A 16,385-nucleotide genomic window follows, 5' to 3' on the forward strand; every position below is an offset into this window, starting at 1 on the left:
CTTCCTTGCCGCACAGTTGGGCAGGGCAGGTTCGGCCCGGGAGGCGCTCCGGATGACGTCAGCGGCGGCGGCCGCTTGTCAGTAAGAGGCTGTCAGTTGCCCGTATACGGAGAAACTACGACGTCGACGCGCTGGAATTCCTTCAGGTCCGAGTAGCCTGTGGTAGCCATCGAACGGCGGAGTGCGCCGATCAGGTTGGATGTGCCGTTGGTGTGGTGGCCGGGCCCGAAAAGAACCTCTTCGAGCGGTCCGACGGTGCCGACGTTGGCGCGGTCACCGCGGGGAAGCTCCAGGTGGTGGGCCTCCTGGCCCCAGTGCCAGCCGTTGCCGGGTGCCTCTTCGGCCCGGGCGAGGGCGCTGCCCAGCATCACGGCGTCGGCGCCCATGGCAATTGCCTTGACGATGTCACCGGAGGTGCCCATGCCGCCGTCGGCAATGACGTGGACGTACCGTCCGCCGGATTCATCCATGTAGTCACGGCGGGCGGCCGCGACGTCGGAGATGGCGGAGGCCATGGGCGAGTGGATGCCCAGGGCGCGCCGCGTCGTGGCGGTAGCTCCGCCGCCGAAGCCGACCAGGACGCCGGCGGCGCCGGTGCGCATCAGGTGCAGGGCGGGTGTGTAGCCGGCTGCGCCGCCCACAATCACGGGGACGTCCAGTTCGTAAATGAACTGCTTGAGGTTCAGGGGTTCGTGGTCCTTCGAGACGTGCTCGGCTGACACGGTGGTCCCGCGGATCACAAAGATGTCGACGCCGGCAGCCACCACGGTTTTGTAGTGTTCCTGGGTGCGCTGCGGGGTCAGCGAGCCGGCCACCGTGACACCGGCGGCGCGGATCTCGGCGAGGCGGGACGTGATCAGGTCCGGCTGGATGGGAGCGCGGTACAGCTCCTGCATACGGCCGGTCACCGCGGGGCTGTTGACCTCGTCCTGGAGTGCGCCGATCTCGTCAAGGATGGGCTGGGGGTCCTCGTAGCGGGTCCAGAGGCCCTCCAGGTCCAGCACGCCGAGGCCGCCCAGCCGGCCCAAAGCGATGGCCGTCTCCGGGGACATGGCCGAATCCATCGGTGCAGCAATCACGGGCATGTCGAACTTGTAGGCATCGATCTGCCAGGAAACGGAAACGTCCTTGGGGTCGCGGGTACGACGGTTGGGGATAATCGCAATGTCATCCAGGGAGTAGGCACGACGCCCACGCTTGCCACGGCCGATCTCGATCTCGTAAGTCACTGCTCTAGGTTATCCTCCAACGGTGTCAACTGCGATTCGAACATCCGGAAGTAGCGTCCGCGCAGTGCCACCAGCTCCTTGTGGTTACCCTGTTCCACAATCTGCCCGTCCTCGAGCATGTAGACAATGTCGGCCTTCTCAATCGTTGCGAGCCGGTGGCTGATGGCAATGATGGTGCTGCTGCGGTCCGCGAACAGCCGGGTGAAGATCCGGTGCTCGGCCAGCGCGTCAATGGCAGACGTCGGTTCGTCCATCACCATGAAGGTGGCGTTGCGGTAGAAATTCCGGGCCATTGCGAGCCGCTGCCACTGGCCGCCCGAAAGCCCGCTCCCCTTCCGGCCGCGCGGGTCCTCCATCCAGTTGCTGACGTAGTTGTCCAGGCCGTTGGGCAGCTTATTGATGAACTCCAAGGCTTCGGCGTCGCTGGCCGCCCCGCGGATCCGTTCATCGTCACGGGGCGACTCGACGTCGCCAAAGCGGATGTTGTCGGCGGCAGTGGCGAACTCGTACTTCAGGAACTCCTGGCTCAGGACCGCCAGGTGGCGGTGCCAGGACTTCACGTCGACGGCGGCGAGATCGACGCCGTCGAGCATTACCTGCCCTGAGTCCGGCCGGTAGAGTCCGGCGAGGATCCGGATCAGGGTGGACTTTCCTGCCCCGTTCTCACCTACGACGGCGATGTGCTGGCCCTCGCGGATGGTCATGCTGATGCCGCGGATCACCTCGGCGTCGCTGCCCGTGTAAGTGAAGCGGATGTCCCGGAGCTCCACGGTTTTGGGTGCCTGCAGCAGCGGCGGCGAATGCTCCGAATGCACCGGCATGGCCATAAACAGCTCGTAGTCCTTGAGGTTGGCGAGATCCTCGTCAATCGAGCTGAGGGAGGAGACCAGGCTGTTGGCTGTGGAAAGTGCGCGGCTGACGATCTGCTGGACATAGAGGAACTGGCCAACGGGCTGGGCGCGGGCGATGATCTGGCCCACTACCCAGATCAGGGAGATCACCTCGGCCCCGTACTGCAAGGCGTCAGCGGCGAGCTGCTTGGGAATGTAGCGCTTCTGGAAGTCCAGGCGGCGCCGCTCATCAGCATCGCGCAGCCGGGAGCGGAGGTCCATCAGGTAGCCCACGATCCCGTAGAGACGCATCTCGGCGATGTGCTGCGGGCGGAGCAGGTTGGTTTCGATCATCCGCCGCTGCCGGCGCGAGTCCACTTGGGTGTTCCAGTGGGCGATCTGTTCACGGGAGAGCTTGAACTGCAGGTAGACGCTGGGCACGATCGCCACCAGGACAATCACGGCGATCCACCAGCTGACCAGCAGCAGGGCTCCCACGGCCAGGATCACGGAGACCAACTGGGTGAAGATGGCCGCGATCCGGTCCAGAACGCGGGCATACGAATCCGAGAATCGCTTGGCTCTGTCGTAGAGGTCCACGGTTTGTTTGTCGTCGTACCGCCAGAACTCCAGCGCCAGGAAGCGCTCGTACATCTGGTCACCCACGATGGCGCCCACCTTGAAGCTCATGAGCTGCTGGATGTAGCGGTCCACGCTGCTGAAGCCGCCCCAGAAGAGCCCCAGCGCAGCCGTGATGATGACATACACAATGGCCTGTTGTCCTGCCGCGGAATCGCCGGCGTAGGCTGCCGCCAGCGCCGTGGTGGTCAGCGCTGCGAAGTAGGTGGTCACCAAAGGCAGCGTCGCCGATATAAGCGAACCGACTACTTTCATCACGACGGCGGCCGGCGAGGCCCGGAAGCTGACCCGCAGCACCTGGGCTACAGCCCGGGTGTAAGGCCTCAGGGCCAGTTTCCGGCTGGGCGCCCGCGCCGGCCGCAGTTCGGACATCTTCGTCTAGCGCGAACCGTAGTTCGGGGCCTCCACCGTCATCTGGATGTCGTGGGGGTGCGATTCCTTGAGGCCCGCCGGGGTAATGCGGACGAACTTGCCGCGGACCTTGAGCTCAGGGATGGTGGGGGCACCGGTGTAGAACATGGTCTGGCGGAGGCCGCCCACCAGCTGGTACGCCACTGAGGCAAGCGGGCCGCGGTAGGCGACGCGGCCTTCGATGCCCTCGGGGATGAGCTTGTCATCACCGGAGACGTCCGCCTGGAAGTAACGGTCCTTGGAGTAGGACGTGTTCTTGCCGCGGGACTGCATAGCACCCAGGGAGCCCATGCCGCGGTAGCTCTTGAACTGCTTGCCGTTGACGAAGATGAGCTCGCCCGGGGACTCATCGCAACCTGCGAGGAGGGAACCCAGCATGACGGTGTCGGCGCCGGCAACCAGCGCCTTGCCGATGTCGCCCGAGTACTGCAGGCCGCCGTCGGCGATCAACGGTACGCCGGCAGGGATGGCTGCCTTGGCGGACTCGTAAATGGCGGTGATCTGAGGGACGCCCACGCCGGCCACCACGCGGGTGGTGCAGATGGAGCCCGGTCCTACGCCCACCTTGATGCCGTCGGCACCGGCGTCGATCAGGGCCTGGGCGCCTTCGCGGGTGGCAGCCTGGCCGCCGATGATATCCACGTGCGCTGCTACGGGATCGGACTTCAGGCGGCGGATCATGTCCAGCACACCCTGGGAGTGGCCGTTGGCCGTGTCAACGAAGAGTGCGTCGACGCCGGCGTCCACCAGGGCCATGGCGCGTTCCCAGCCGTCACCGAAGAAGCCGATGGCGGCACCTACGCGGAGCCTGCCCTCGTCATCCTTGGTGGCCAGCGGGTACTGCTCGGCTTTCGTGAAGTCCTTGGTGGTGATGAGGCCCTTGAGCCGGCCCTGTTCGTCAACAAGCGGAAGCTTTTCGATCTTGTTTGTGGCCAGCTTGTGGGAGGCTTCCTCACGGCTGATGCCAACATGCCCGGTGATCAGCGGCATCTTGGTCATCACGTCGCTGACCAGCCGCAGCGGGAAGTCGGCTTCGGGCACAAAGCGGGTGTCGCGGTTGGTGACAATACCGAGGAGGCGCATGCCGTCGTCCACAACGGGGAGGCCGGAAACCCGGTACTGCGAGCAGATCTCGTCCAGTTCCGCCAGCGTTGCCTCAGGGCCAATGGTCAGCGGGTTGGTGATCATCCCGGACTCGCTGCGCTTCACGCGGTCCACCTGGTCGGCCTGGTCCTGGATGGAGAGGTTGCGGTGGATGACACCCAGGCCGCCCTGGCGTGCCATGGCAATCGCCATCCGGGATTCGGTGACCGTGTCCATGGCGGCGGACAGCAGCGGTGTGTGGACGGTGATCCGCTTGGAAATCCGCGATGACGTGTCAGCCTCGGACGGAATGACGTCCGTGTGGCCCGGAAGGAGCAGGACGTCGTCGTAGGTCAGGCCGATGAAGCCGAAAGGATTGTGCTCGGGCTGGGTCATGAGTGCGCCTCTTACCTTGGTTATGGGGTCACGGGTAGGGGTTGCAGCTAATGACCAGCCCGTCATTACGGGACTGGTCCGTGCAGGGCCTTAGTACATTCGGGTGCCTCATGCGCGGTCACCGTGCAGAAAGCTTTGAGTAAATATTAGAACCTCCACGCCGATCCCCCTATTCCGGGAGTCCATTGTGAGCAACGGCACGCTCCCCACCCGTTCCCTAACCTCGCAAGCTCGGCCAGGGAACCCTGCGGGCGTGGGCCCAGCATTCGGGGAGGAGTCAGTTCCAGCCCGTCGCCGCCAACATCCGCTCCTCAAACATGGGGATCATGCTTTCCACGTAGGTCCGGCTGAGGTGATTGTCGTCCTTATACACGTAGACATTGCCCACCACGGCCGGGCAGATGCCGCCGGCGCAGATGAAGTCGCTCAGGTCCATCAGGTGCAGTCCGTCCACCTTCCCGCGGTAACTTTCCAGCGGTGACGGCTCCACCAGCGATTCGTTCAGCGGCGGGTTGCAGGCCGGGGCGTCCGCGCTGTGACGCTGGACGCACTCGGGCATGTTGACGGTGAAGCGCGGGTTGTCCCGGATGCCGACGATCTCGATGCCGGCATCCGCGATGGGCTGGATTCCCTCGAGGTACGCCGGCACCTCGGTCTCGAACGGGGCTTCCTCATGGGTCAGCGTGGCCACGGTGAAGACGGCATCCGGCCGGCGTTCCAGCACGTACGCTGCGCTGGCCCGGTTGTAGGCGTTGCACTCGGCATTCCGGGTCTCGGATTCGGCCCCGAAACGGCATGCCGGCATCAGCAGGGTGACCAGCTCCCAGCCGCGGACTTCCGCAGTGGGAGCCAGGGCGGCCAGGTACTGCTGGGCGTGGGAGTCGCCCAGGACAACTATCCGTTTGGTGGCTTCGCCGTCGGGGAGGGCCTGCCGGCAACCTTCAAGGATGGGGTCCTCGGTGGCATTCGGCCCCGTGCAGGCCTGGTGGATTCCGGCCCAGTCGCTGTCCAGGGCGGTCGGTCCGGGAATGATCCTCCCCTGCGGCGCCGGCGCTCCGGCGTTGCCCGGGGTCAGCAGGGCCGCTCCCGGCGTCAGCTCGCGGGGCTGGGCAGCAGTGGCAGCTTCCTCGGCGGTGAGGCTCGTCTGCCAGACCGCCACCGGTCCGGCCAGCAGGGCACAGCAGGCAACCACAACGACGGCGGTGCGCCAGGAGCGCACCTGCGGCCAGCGCCACTCGCGGAGCGGTTTTTCCACAAAGCGGGTGGTGAGGACGGCCAGGACCACCGAGGCAGCAATGATCGCCGCGCCCTGGATGAGGGTGGGTGCCTCGACGCCGGTAGCTGCCAGTGCCAGCACCAGGATGGGCCAGTGCCACAAATACAGGGCGTAGGAGTTGTCCCCCAGGGAGACGAGTGGCTTCCAGCTCAGGAGGCGGTCCACACCAAACCGGCTACCGCTCTGCCCGGCCACAATGATTGCCGCGGCAGCCAGCGTTGGCCACAGTGCCACGAATCCGGGGAACGCCCGGTCCACGGTCAGCAACAGACCGCAGGAGACCATGGCCACGAGGCCGGCCCAGCCGAGCACCACACGCAGGAGTTTCCCTGGTTTCAGGTGCGGGAGGCTAAGTGCCAGCAGCGAGCCCAGAGCGAATTCCCAGAGCCGTGTCCGGGTGTCGAAGTAGGCGTAGGCCTGGTTCGTGGCCGTCTGGTCAATCGAGAACGCGAGCGAGGCAACGAGGATGCCGGCGAACGCGGCCGCCACTACGGCCCGATAGCTGGCGTTGTACCGGTGCCGGAGGAGCCGCCACACAATAGCGCAGGCGGCGAAGACGAGCGGCCACAGGATAAAGACCTGTCCTTGGATGGACAGGGACCAGAAGTGCTGCAGGGGGCTCGCCGCGGCGTGGTCCTGTGCATAGTAGTCCACGGCGGTGTCCGCCAGCAGCCAGTTCTGCCGGTACAGCAGCGCCGCCCAGGCCTGGTCCAGGATGACGGGCCAGCGGCCTTGCGGGAGGATCAGCCAGGTGCCGGCCAGGACCCCGAGGATCACCACAACGGCGGCCGGCAGCAGCCGTTTGAAGAGGTGCAGCCAGTGCCGGAGGAGATTGAGGGAGGTGCCGGCTTCCACCTTCCGGACGAAGGACAACGTCAGCAGGAAGGCCGAGATCAGGAGGAAGATATCCACCCCGCCGGACACCCGGCCAAGCCACACATGGTAGGTGACCACCATCAGTACGGCGAGCGCGCGGAGGCCTTGGACTTCGGGACGGAACGTGGGTTTCCGGGCGGGTGCCCGCGTGCCCGTCTTTGCGTCCAACGCAGTGCGCGGGGCAGCCCCGGCTGGTGCACTGGACACAGAAGACCTCTCCAAGCGGGTAAGCAAAGTATCAAGCCTACGGAGCCGCGCGGCCAATGGCCAATCAACGGCGGCCTTCGAGCCCCGTCGGAGCATGCCACAAACTATGCTGGCCACAGGCCAGCGAAGGGAGCCCATGTGATTGTCCAGCTGCGGATCTGTGTGCCCAGTGAGCTGTCGGCAATGACGCTGGATACTTGTAAGGAGCACACGGGAACCGCCGAGGTAGCGCTCTTTCCGGGAGCATCCGTGTCGCCGCAGGGTGATGTCATCGACGTCCAGGTTGCCAGGGAAGCGGTGGAGGAACTGCTCGAGAAACTCCACGTCCTGAAGGCGCAGGAGGTGGGATCCATTGCCATCTCCACGCCGGAAATCGTCCTGTCCCGGCGCGCGGACAAAGCCGAGGCGTCTGCCCCTGGAGACGGCGCAGACGCCTTGATCTGGGACGAGGTCACCCGCCAGACGGGCGAGGACTCCCGGCTCACGTGGAGCTACCTTGCCTTCCTGATACTGGCCACGCAGCTCGCTGCCATCGGCATCGTGACGAACTCCACCATTGCGATCGTGGGGGCGATGGCCGTGGGGCCGGAGTTCGGCCCCCTGGCGGCGCTGGCGGTGGCCCTGGCCCGGCGCCAGTGGGCACTCGGGCGGCGTGCTGCCCTGGCGCTTGGTGTGGGATTCCCGCTGGCCATGCTGCTGGCGGCCTTAAGCACGTGGGTCTCCGCGGCGCTGGGCCTCTTCGCGGACAACACCCTGGACACCGGGTCTGCGGTGGAGTTCATCTACCACCCGGGACCATATTCCCTGATCGTGGCCGTGCTGGCCGGCACGGCGGGCATGCTGTCCGTCATCAGCCGGCGATCGGCGGCACTCATCGGTGTTTTCATCTCCGTGACCACAGTTCCTGCTGCCGGGTTTGTGGCCGTGGCACTCGTGCTGGGCGAGTTTGAGAAAGCAACGGGGTCGGCCCTGCAGCTGGCGCTCAACCTGATGGGCATCGTGGCGGCGGCAGTTCTGGTGCTGGTCTTCTACCGGCTGGTTTCCAGGCGCTTGCCCGAAGCCGCCGCCCGGCGCCTCAGATGGCAGCTGACGCGGACTCTCGGGTGACTGGAACCGGGATCCTGCCGGCCAGGTACCGGGCGTCACGGCTGGCACCCGGAAGGGTTGCCGACGCCGCTGCGTACATAAATTCCTGGCCCAGGAAGAACAGTCCTGGGGTATCAAGTGCCACCCCGCGCCGCTGCCTGGGCAGCGCGCCGTCGTCGAGCATTGCCGGATCCATCCAGCCGAAGTCATCCCGGAATCCGGTGCACCAGATCACGTTTGAAACCTCCAGTCGGGTCCCGTCCGAGAGGACAGGAAGCCCGCTCTCCACCCCGGCAATCCGCGGCAAGAGCCTGACGCCTGCGGCGGCCAGGTCTTTGGACTTCGTCCGGATCAGCGGCGCCGCGTGGGCTTTGAAGGACGGTGCGGCTTTGCGGCCGATCGGGTTGTTGAGGGTGAGGACGTGGAGCCCGAGGAACCGCACCACCGGCAGGAAGTAGCGTGCTGCCGTACGGCCATGCTTCACGGGAATCTCACGGCCGGGCTTGCCGGCCAGGACAGTGGGATGGCTGCGTGACACTTCCAGGCCGATCTCCGCTCCGGAGTTTCCCAGCCCCACTATCAGGACAGGCCCTTCCTGCAGCTGCCCGAGGTTCCGGTACTCGCTGGAATGGAGCTGGACGATGGCGGGTGCAAGTTCCGCGGCGAATTCCGGTACCTTGGGCGCTTGGCTGCAGCCGGTGGCCACCACCACGTTGTGGGCCTCCCAGCGCCGGCCGTTGGAGGAGGCGACGAAGCGGTCATCTTCCCGCCACAGGCGTTCCATCCGGACTCCGTTCAGTACTGGCAGGCGGAATCGTGTGGCGTACCCCTCGAGATATCCGGCCACCTCGTCCTTAGTGGGGAAGGACAGCGGGTCCGCGGGGAACGGAATGCCGGGGAGTCCGTCGTATTTTGCCGGCGTAAAGACCCGAAGCGAATCCCACCGCTGGCGCCAGGCGTCACCGAGTCTTGGATTCGCGTCCAGGATCAGGAACTTCCGGTTTTGCTCTTTCAGGTAGTGGCCCGGGGCAAGGCCTGCTTGCCCGCCACCGACGATCAGGGTGTCCAGTGTGTGCCGGTCACGCCGTTGTTATTCATGGCTGCTCTCCTTTGTTTTCCATGGGGATGGTGATGGTTGAACCTTCCGTGTGCTGGCTATCCGGCCGGCCCTGTCCGCCTTCCCGGTACCGGAGCCCCCATGCCAGCATCAGCACGGATGCCAGAAGGTAGGCCAGGCGCAGGGCCCAGATGGGTCCGGCGGGGAGGTTGAAGACGTAGACGGAATGGACGGCGTTGGCAACGTTGGTCAGCAACAGGTTCCCGAGGCTGTAGGAAGCCAGGTCCTTCGTCCGGACTGCCTTGACCAGCATCGGCAGCATTCCGGCGGCGAACAGCACCGTCGAAAGTGTGCCGGCAAGGACTGGAAGGTTCATGCTTTGAGGCTATGACCGCGCCCCGGGTGCCCGCGTCGGCCGAATCATGCAACTTCAGTCACGGCGCAGCTGGGTATTTCTATGTAGGCCGGCGTCTTAGCCTGCGAGCCCGTGTTCATAGGCATAGCTGGTGGCGGCCGCCCGTGAAGACAGGCTCAGTTTCAGGAAGATGTTGCTGACATGCCGGGCTACGGTCTTTTTCGCTCAAGAACAGCTGGCTTGCGATGGCCCGGTTGCCCCTTCCGGTTGCCACCAACTGGAGGATTTCAAGTTCGCGGCGGGTGAGGAGGCCCGCGGTGTCCGGCGTGGGTCCGCCGTCCGGCATGCCTTCGTGCAGCCGCGATGCCGCCCAGGTTGCCGCCGGCGCCGCGCCGAGGTCCAGGAGCGCAGCGTGGGCTGACTCCAGATACATCAGCGCCGAGGCCTCGTCGCCAAGCGTGCGGCAGGCGCGACCGGCCAGCGCCGGGCAGCGTGCTGCTTCGTACGGAACACCAAGATCCTGCCACAGTCTCCACGCCTCCCGGAGCGGTTTCAGGGCAGCGGAGGGGTCGCCGTCGGCCAGGCGGACCGCGCCGTCCGCCTGGGCGGCAACGGCCCGGACCATGGGCATAGGGAATTCAAGGGCCAAGGCTTCGAGCTCCTGAACACCTCGCCGCGCGGCTTCCAGGTCGGAGGCGGCCAGCTCGATCTCCACCAGTGCCGGAAACATGTTCCGGCGGGTAGCGACGTCTGCCGCGCCAGACGCCCTCCGGATCATCGCTTGTGCCTGCTGCGCATTTCCACGGGCCAGCCAGAGCAGCGCGAGGCCAGGCTGTGGCTCATAGCCAGATCGGGCAGCCTGCCGGTAGGAAGCTTCGGCGTCGTCCAGTTTTCCACTCAGCCGTTCCACCTCTCCCTGCTGGTAGTAGCCTCCGTAAAGCGCCTGGGGATCACCCTTTACGGAGAGTCCCTGGGCAGCCGCAGCCGCCATCAGCGCCTCGGCCCAGGCCCCGTGGAGCATGAAGAGTTCGGCGCGGTGTGACTGGCACTGGCAGCTGAACGTCACCATGTCAGGGCGTGCATTGCACCAGCGGTCCAGGGCAGCCGTCCATTCCAGGGCCCTCTCCAGGTCGAAGGCCAGGTCGCAGTTGCCGATTACTGCGCAGTAAATAATCCCTGAGGGGATCGGGGAGAGTTCACCTGCCGTGACGGCCACCATGACCTCGTCGAACATCTTGAGTCCCTTGTCAGGGTGACCAAGCATCAGGTGGCCTGGCCCGTGCCAAGGAGGCCCAGCGCGGACACGTCTTTGTCGTGGAACCGCTGGCCGAATTCGGAAACGCTGGAGAAAACCCTGCAGTGCGCCCGCCGGGTCACCGCCGTAAAGTTTGCCCAGGCCCTCCGGGATGAGCAGGAGGCCCTGCACGGCGCTCGGCTCGGCCAGTTCATCCACGAGCCGCTGGCCGCGGGCCAACCACCCTCCGGCCCGGGCCGGCTCCCCCAGGAACATCAGTTGCATGCCCATCCAGCCCGCGCACCGTGCGGCACTCTCGGCGTCGCCCATCACCAGGTACTCCTCGTAGGCACGGGTGAGGGTCTCCATCCCTGTGGTGCTTTCCCCGGTCAGGATCTCGGCCGTAGCCAGCCGTTCGAGGTCGGCAGCCGGCAACCCGCCGCGCTTATCGGCTTCACGGAAGGTCTGGTTGGCCTCGGTCCAGCGATGTTCCTGGAAGGCTGACCTGCCCCGGTCAATGCCGGTTTCAGCTGACATCTGGCCCCTCTCGGATACCAACCGCCCAAACAGTTGGCCCGCCGAACGCAGGGCGTGACTGTGGTTAAGCGCCACGGTACGCCCGCGGCATTCCCGGCACAAGCGGGCCGCAGATGCCTCGCGTCCTGGTCCTGGTGTCATCTGCGGCGCGTCGAATGCGGCCGCCCCGAAGGGATTCCTCTGCAACCGGTTACGAACGCAGCAGTGCGCGCAGCGTCTGAATGGTGTCGGCCTCCGCCGCCGCCTTGTCGTCGCGGTAGCGCTTGACGCGTGCGAACCGCAGCGCGATTCCGCCCGGATAGCGCGAGGAACGCTGCACGCCGTCAATCGCGATCTCGACCACGGTGACGGGCTCGACCCAGACGGTACCCGCCGTGCGCCGCACCTCGAGCTCTTGGAACCTCTCGGTCTGCCAGCGCAGCAGTGCGTCGGTGAGGCCCTTGAATGTCTTGCCCACCATCACGTAGCCGCCGGGTTCGCCGAACTCGCCGGTCGGGTCGAGGGCTCCCAGGTGCAGATTCGACAGAAGCCCGGTGCGCCGTCCGGACCCCCACTCGCAGGCGAGCACCACCAGGTCGTAGGTGAGCACCGGCTTCACCTTGATCCAGTTGGAACCACGCCGGCCGGCCGCATATGCCGATCCGACGGCCTTCACAACCACACCCTCATGGCCCGCGGCGAGCGCATCGCGCGACACTCTCTCAGCAACGGCTGCATCCGCCGTGATCTCCCCCGGGATCCGGTGTTCGGGGGCGATGCGCTCGAGCACGCCGATGCGCGTCGACAGCGGCTCGTCGAGGAGGTCGCGCCCGTCGATGTGCAGCACGTCGAAGAACCACGGATGCAGCACCGTGGCACGCACCGTGTCCGCCCCGAACCGCGCCATGGTCTCCTGGAACGGTCGCGGGCCGCCGTCCTCGTCGAGGGCGAGGGTCTCGCCGTCGAGGATCACATCGCGCACCGGCAGGCCGCGCACCACCTCCACCACCTCGGGCAGCCGGTGGGTCACCTCGGCCAGGGTGCGTGTGTAGATGCGAACATCGTCGCCGACGCGATGCACCTGGATGCGCGCCCCGTCGAGCTTGTATTCCACAGATGCCTCCCCCGTGGCCTCCAGCGCCGCGCTGGCGCTGGCCGCGGTTGCGGCGAGCATGGGCCGCACGGGACGGCCGACGACGAGGCCCACATCGCCAAGCTGGGCCGCCGTACCCGTAATCGCCAGCAGGGCCGTCCCACCGAGATCGCCGGAGAGCATCGCCGCGCGGCGTACGGCGTCGACGGGCCGATCGGCGGCGCGGGCAACGGCATCCGTCAGCACCGCCTCGAGCGCGCCGGTACGCAATTCACCCAGCAGCACGCCGGCGATGAAGGCCTGCTCGCGCTCGGTGGCTGCCGCCGTGAGCACCCGGAGGATCGCGGCGCGCTCCGCGGCTGATCCAGCGCCTGCGGTGGCGTACAGCCGATCCAGCGCAGCGTCGAGGTCGGCCACAGTCAGACTCGGCTCGGCGGCCGGCTCCCCCATGGCCGCTGTCATGCCGCGCCAGCCGATCCCTACGCGGCCCTGCCGCGGCTGGGCGATGAGCAAGCCGACGGCCGTGGCGATGTCCCCGGGCTCGAGCCGGCGCAGCAGGTCGGCCAGTGCATCAACTTTCGCGAGCCGGGAGCGGGTCGACGCTACGTCATCCGTGGTTTTTACGAGCTCGTCGAGCAGCATGGCACCAGTCTGCCACGCCAGCCGGCACCGGGCCGGGGAGCGGCCCCCGACGCTGGACAGCGCCGGAACGCTGTTTCAGAATGGACGCATGGGTATCATCGTCGCGAACCTGTTCCTCACCCTCGACGGCGTCTACCAGGCGCCTGGCGGTCGCGAAGAGGACACTGCGGGCGGCTTCGCCTTCGGCGGCTGGCAGGCGCCGGTGTCCGATGACGAGGCCGGCGCGGCCATCGGCGACGAGATCGGCCGCATCGACGCCCTGCTGCTCGGCCGGAAGACCTACGACATCTTCGCGGCCTACTGGCCGCACCAGTCCGGCGTCATCGGCGGCACGCTCAACCGGGTGCCCAAATTTGTTGTCTCCAGCACCCTGACCGCTCCGGGCTGGGCGGACACTACGGTGCTGCCGGATGCCGCGGCTGCGGGTCGGCTCCGCGAGGAGTACAACCAGGTGCACATGTTCGGCAGCGGCGTCCTTATCCGTTCACTGCTCGCGGCAGACGTGCTCGACCGCCTCCACCTCTGGCTCTATCCGATCACCCTCGGGCAGGGAAAGCGCCTTTTCGACGCCGGGACTATCCCCGCCTCCTTCCGCCTCGCCGAGCCCGCACGCAGCTTCCCGAAGGGGGCGGTGTCGCTGGTCTACGAGCGTGCGGGCGCCGTCGAAACGCAGGACATGCCGGGCACGTAGGGCGGGAAAGCGGCCGCAGGATTTGTGGCACAAAAAACCGGCCCAGCGGAGGCTGGACCGGTTCTTTGTGCGGAGACTTGATGCAGCGGCTCTGGGCCCACGCCGTCAGGGTTCCCTGACCGAGCGAAGCGAGGTGAGGGAGACGGTGGGGACTAGTGGCTGTGGCCTGCGTGCTCGTCGTCGTTTGCGGGCTTCTCCACAACGAGGGTCTCGGTGGTGAGAACCAGCGCAGCAATGGATGCCGCGTTCCGCAGGGCTGCACGGGTGACCTTGACCGGGTCGATGACACCGGCGGCGATCAGGTCCTCGTACTCGCCCGACTTGGCGTTGAAGCCGTTGTTGGTTTCGAGCTCGGCAACCTTGGCGGTGACAACGTAGCCGTCGAAACCGGCGTTCTGGGCGATCCAGCGAAGCGGCTGGACCAGTGCGCGGCGGACGATGCCCACAGCAGCGGCGGCGTCGCCTTCGAGGGCCTTGACTGCAGGATCCTCGTCGAGGGCCTTCAGTGCGTGGATCAGTGCGGAACCGCCACCGGCCACGATGCCTTCTTCGAGGGCGGCGCGGGTGGAGGACACTGCATCTTCGATGCGGTGCTTCTTTTCCTTCAGCTCAACCTCGGTGGCTGCGCCGACCTTGATGACGCCGATGCCGCCGGCCAGCTTGGCCAGGCGCTCCTGCAGCTTTTCGCGGTCCCAGTCGGAATCGGTGCGGGTCAGCTCGGCGCGCAGCTGGGAAACCCGGGCTGCGACGTCTTCTGCGGAACCGGCGCCGTCAACAATGGTGGTGTTGTCCTTGGTGACCGTGATGCGGCGGGCGGTACCCAGCACCTCAAGGCCAACCGAATCCAGGCTGAGGCCCAGTTCGGCGGAGACAACCTGCGCACCGGTGAGGGTGGCGATGTCCTGCAGCATGGCCTTGCGGCGGTCGCCGAAGCCCGGAGCCTTGACGGCAACCACGTTCAGGGTGCCGCGGATGCGGTTGACGATCAGCGTGGACAGTGCCTCGCCCTCAACGTCTTCAGCAATGATGAACAGCGGCTTGGAGCTCTGCAGCGCCTTCTCCAGCAGCGGCAGGAAGTCCTGCACGGAGGAGATCTTGCCCTGGTTGATCAGGATCAGGGCGTCTTCGAGGACAGCTTCCTGGCGTTCGGAGTCGGTCACGAAGTACGGCGACAGGTAGCCCTTGTCGAACTGCATGCCTTCGGTGAGGACCAGTTCGGTCTGCGTGGTGGAGGACTCCTCGATGGTGATCACACCATCCTTGCCGACCTTGCCGAAGGCCTCGGCGAGGAGCTCGCCGATTTCGTCGCTCTGGGCCGAGATTGCTGCCACGCTGGCAACCTGCGTGCCTTCAACCGGGCGTGCGTTCTCGAGCAGGCGGGCTGCAACGGCTTCTACGGAAACCTCGATGCCGCGCTTGATCTGGCCCGGAGCGGCGCCAGCCGCAACGTTGCGCAGGCCTTCCTTGACCAGGGCCTGGGCGAGCACGGTGGCCGTGGTGGTGCCGTCGCCGGCAACATCGTTGGTCTTGGTGGCTACTTCCTTGGCCAGCTGGGCGCCAAGGTTTTCGTACGGGTCATCCAGCTCGATTTCGCGGGCGATGGTGACGCCGTCGTTGGTGATGGTGGGTGCCCCCCACTTTTTGTCGAGGACAACGTTGCGGCCGCGGGGGCCGAGCGTCACCTTGACAGTGTTGGCGAGCTTATCGATGCCGGCTTCAAGCGACCGGCGTGCAGCGTCGTTAAACGCAAGCTGCTTTGCCATGGTTTTGTCCTTTCAAGACAGAACCCCGCGCAGCTGACCAGCGGAATGCATGATCAGCGGCACGGGGATCCAAAGAGTTACTTTACGACGATCGCCAGAACGTCGCGGGCGGACAGCACGAGGTACTCGGTGCCACCGGTCTTGACTTCAGTTCCGCCGTACTTGGAGTAGATAACAACGTCGCCAACAGCTACGTCGACAGGTACGCGGTTGCCGTCTTCGAAGCGGCCGGGGCCTACTGCAACAACTTCACCCTCCTGCGGCTTCTCCTGTGCGGAGTCCGGGATAACCAGGCCGGAAGCCGTGGTCTGCTCGGCTTCGAGCGGGCGGACAACAATACGATCCTCAAGAGGCTTAATAGAGACCGACACTCGGACCTCTCCTTCTACGTCAGCAAATTCATGGACAGTTGAGCTGCTTCGCCGTGGCTGGCAAACCGTCGTCGCGGTGCCGGCAGCAGCCTGGCTGGCAGCTCTTCATGTATTAGCACCCTCCTAGGGAGAGTGCTAATGATGACTCTATGTACTGGTTAGCACTCGGTCAAGGCGAGTGCCAGAATTATGTCTCCGGCGAACAGACTTTTACCGGCCGGTGAGGTCCTCAAAATCCACGTCCTCGTCGCCGTCGTTCTCTTCATCGACGGTGCCCCGCCGCAGGTACAGCACCACGGCGCCGCCTACGGCAGCCAGCAGCGAGACCACCAGCAGGATGATGCCGCCTACGCGTGCCCCGGAGTAGAGGCTGCGGATTTCCTGTGCCTCGTCCGTAGCGTCCTGGATGTCCTTGCCGCCCACGGAGTAGACGGTGGCGTTGAACGTGTCCAGGAAGAAGATGATCACGAGCAGCGCGACGCAGACCACGGCCACTGCGGATCCTGCAATCAGCGCGGGGCGGGCGAACTTCACCAGGTCCGTGTTTCTGGCTTGGGGTAGTCCGGACGGCTGGGTGCCTGCACTCTCTTCCATGCCTTCAACCCTAGCGGGAACTGGCCGCGGGGCCAC

Annotated in this window: 13 protein-coding genes; 2 read left to right on the plus strand and 11 right to left on the minus strand. The window is 66.0% G+C overall.

Annotation, left to right across the window (positions count from 1 at the left end):
* Positions 1–92 precede the first annotated feature (92 nt).
* From AC50YA_RS05845 to AC50YA_RS05860, 4 genes are all read right to left on the minus strand, one after another.
* Positions 93–1,229: a GuaB3 family IMP dehydrogenase-related protein gene (locus tag AC50YA_RS05845; protein ID WP_494981404.1), complete on the minus strand. Its 1,137-nt coding sequence runs from the start codon at positions 1,227–1,229 to the stop codon at positions 93–95.
* Positions 1,226–3,070: an ABC transporter ATP-binding protein gene (locus AC50YA_RS05850; RefSeq protein ID WP_494981405.1), complete on the minus strand. Its 1,845-nt coding sequence runs from the start codon at positions 3,068–3,070 to the stop codon at positions 1,226–1,228. The genes AC50YA_RS05845 and AC50YA_RS05850 overlap by 4 nt, the downstream gene beginning before the upstream one ends.
* Positions 3,071–3,076: 6 nt before the next feature.
* On the minus strand, positions 3,077–4,588 hold the full coding sequence (gene guaB / locus AC50YA_RS05855; protein ID WP_494981406.1) for an IMP dehydrogenase: 1,512 nt from the start codon (positions 4,586–4,588) through the stop codon (positions 3,077–3,079).
* Positions 4,589–4,865: 277 nt separating this feature from the next.
* Entirely contained in the window at positions 4,866–6,908 is a 2,043-nt protein-coding gene (locus AC50YA_RS05860; protein ID WP_494981607.1) for an acyltransferase family protein, read from the minus strand.
* 222 nt (positions 6,909–7,130) lie between these two features.
* Here AC50YA_RS05860 and AC50YA_RS05865 point away from each other — a divergent pair, with 222 nt between their 5' ends.
* Positions 7,131–8,054, plus strand: a complete 924-nt coding sequence (locus AC50YA_RS05865; protein ID WP_494981407.1) for a DUF389 domain-containing protein — start codon at positions 7,131–7,133, stop codon at positions 8,052–8,054.
* Here AC50YA_RS05865 and AC50YA_RS05870 read toward each other — a convergent pair.
* From AC50YA_RS05870 to AC50YA_RS05885, 4 genes are all read right to left on the minus strand, one after another.
* Positions 8,023–9,102, minus strand: coding sequence for a flavin-containing monooxygenase (locus AC50YA_RS05870; protein WP_494981608.1), 1,080 nt, complete (start codon positions 9,100–9,102; stop codon positions 8,023–8,025). The genes AC50YA_RS05865 and AC50YA_RS05870 overlap by 32 nt on opposite strands.
* Before the next feature lie 25 nt (positions 9,103–9,127).
* Entirely contained in the window at positions 9,128–9,466 is a 339-nt protein-coding gene (locus AC50YA_RS05875) for a hypothetical protein (protein ID WP_494981408.1), read from the minus strand.
* Positions 9,467–9,581: 115 nt separating this feature from the next.
* Positions 9,582–11,216: a LuxR C-terminal-related transcriptional regulator gene (locus AC50YA_RS05880; RefSeq protein ID WP_494981409.1), complete on the minus strand. Its 1,635-nt coding sequence runs from the start codon at positions 11,214–11,216 to the stop codon at positions 9,582–9,584.
* Positions 11,217–11,406: 190 nt separating this feature from the next.
* Positions 11,407–12,930, minus strand: a complete 1,524-nt coding sequence (locus AC50YA_RS05885; protein ID WP_494981410.1) for an ATP-dependent DNA ligase — start codon at positions 12,928–12,930, stop codon at positions 11,407–11,409.
* Between the two features lie 88 nt (positions 12,931–13,018).
* Here AC50YA_RS05885 and AC50YA_RS05890 point away from each other — a divergent pair, with 88 nt between their 5' ends.
* A complete protein-coding gene (locus tag AC50YA_RS05890; protein ID WP_494981411.1) occupies positions 13,019–13,621 on the plus strand; it encodes a dihydrofolate reductase family protein in 603 nt (200 codons plus the stop codon).
* 152 nt (positions 13,622–13,773) lie between these two features.
* On the opposite strand, the gene groL is transcribed toward AC50YA_RS05890, so the two are convergent.
* From groL to AC50YA_RS05905, 3 genes are all read right to left on the minus strand, one after another.
* On the minus strand, positions 13,774–15,384 hold the full coding sequence (gene groL, locus AC50YA_RS05895) for a chaperonin GroEL (RefSeq protein WP_494981412.1): 1,611 nt from the start codon (positions 15,382–15,384) through the stop codon (positions 13,774–13,776).
* 77 nt (positions 15,385–15,461) lie between these two features.
* Positions 15,462–15,755, minus strand: coding sequence for a co-chaperone GroES (gene groES / locus AC50YA_RS05900; protein ID WP_003805290.1), 294 nt, complete (start codon positions 15,753–15,755; stop codon positions 15,462–15,464).
* Positions 15,756–15,965: 210 nt separating this feature from the next.
* Positions 15,966–16,349, minus strand: a complete 384-nt coding sequence (locus AC50YA_RS05905) for a hypothetical protein (protein WP_494981413.1) — start codon at positions 16,347–16,349, stop codon at positions 15,966–15,968.
* Positions 16,350–16,385: the final 36 nt, after the last annotated feature.

It is taken from the genome of Pseudarthrobacter sp. RHLT3-21 (assembly GCF_059383495.1).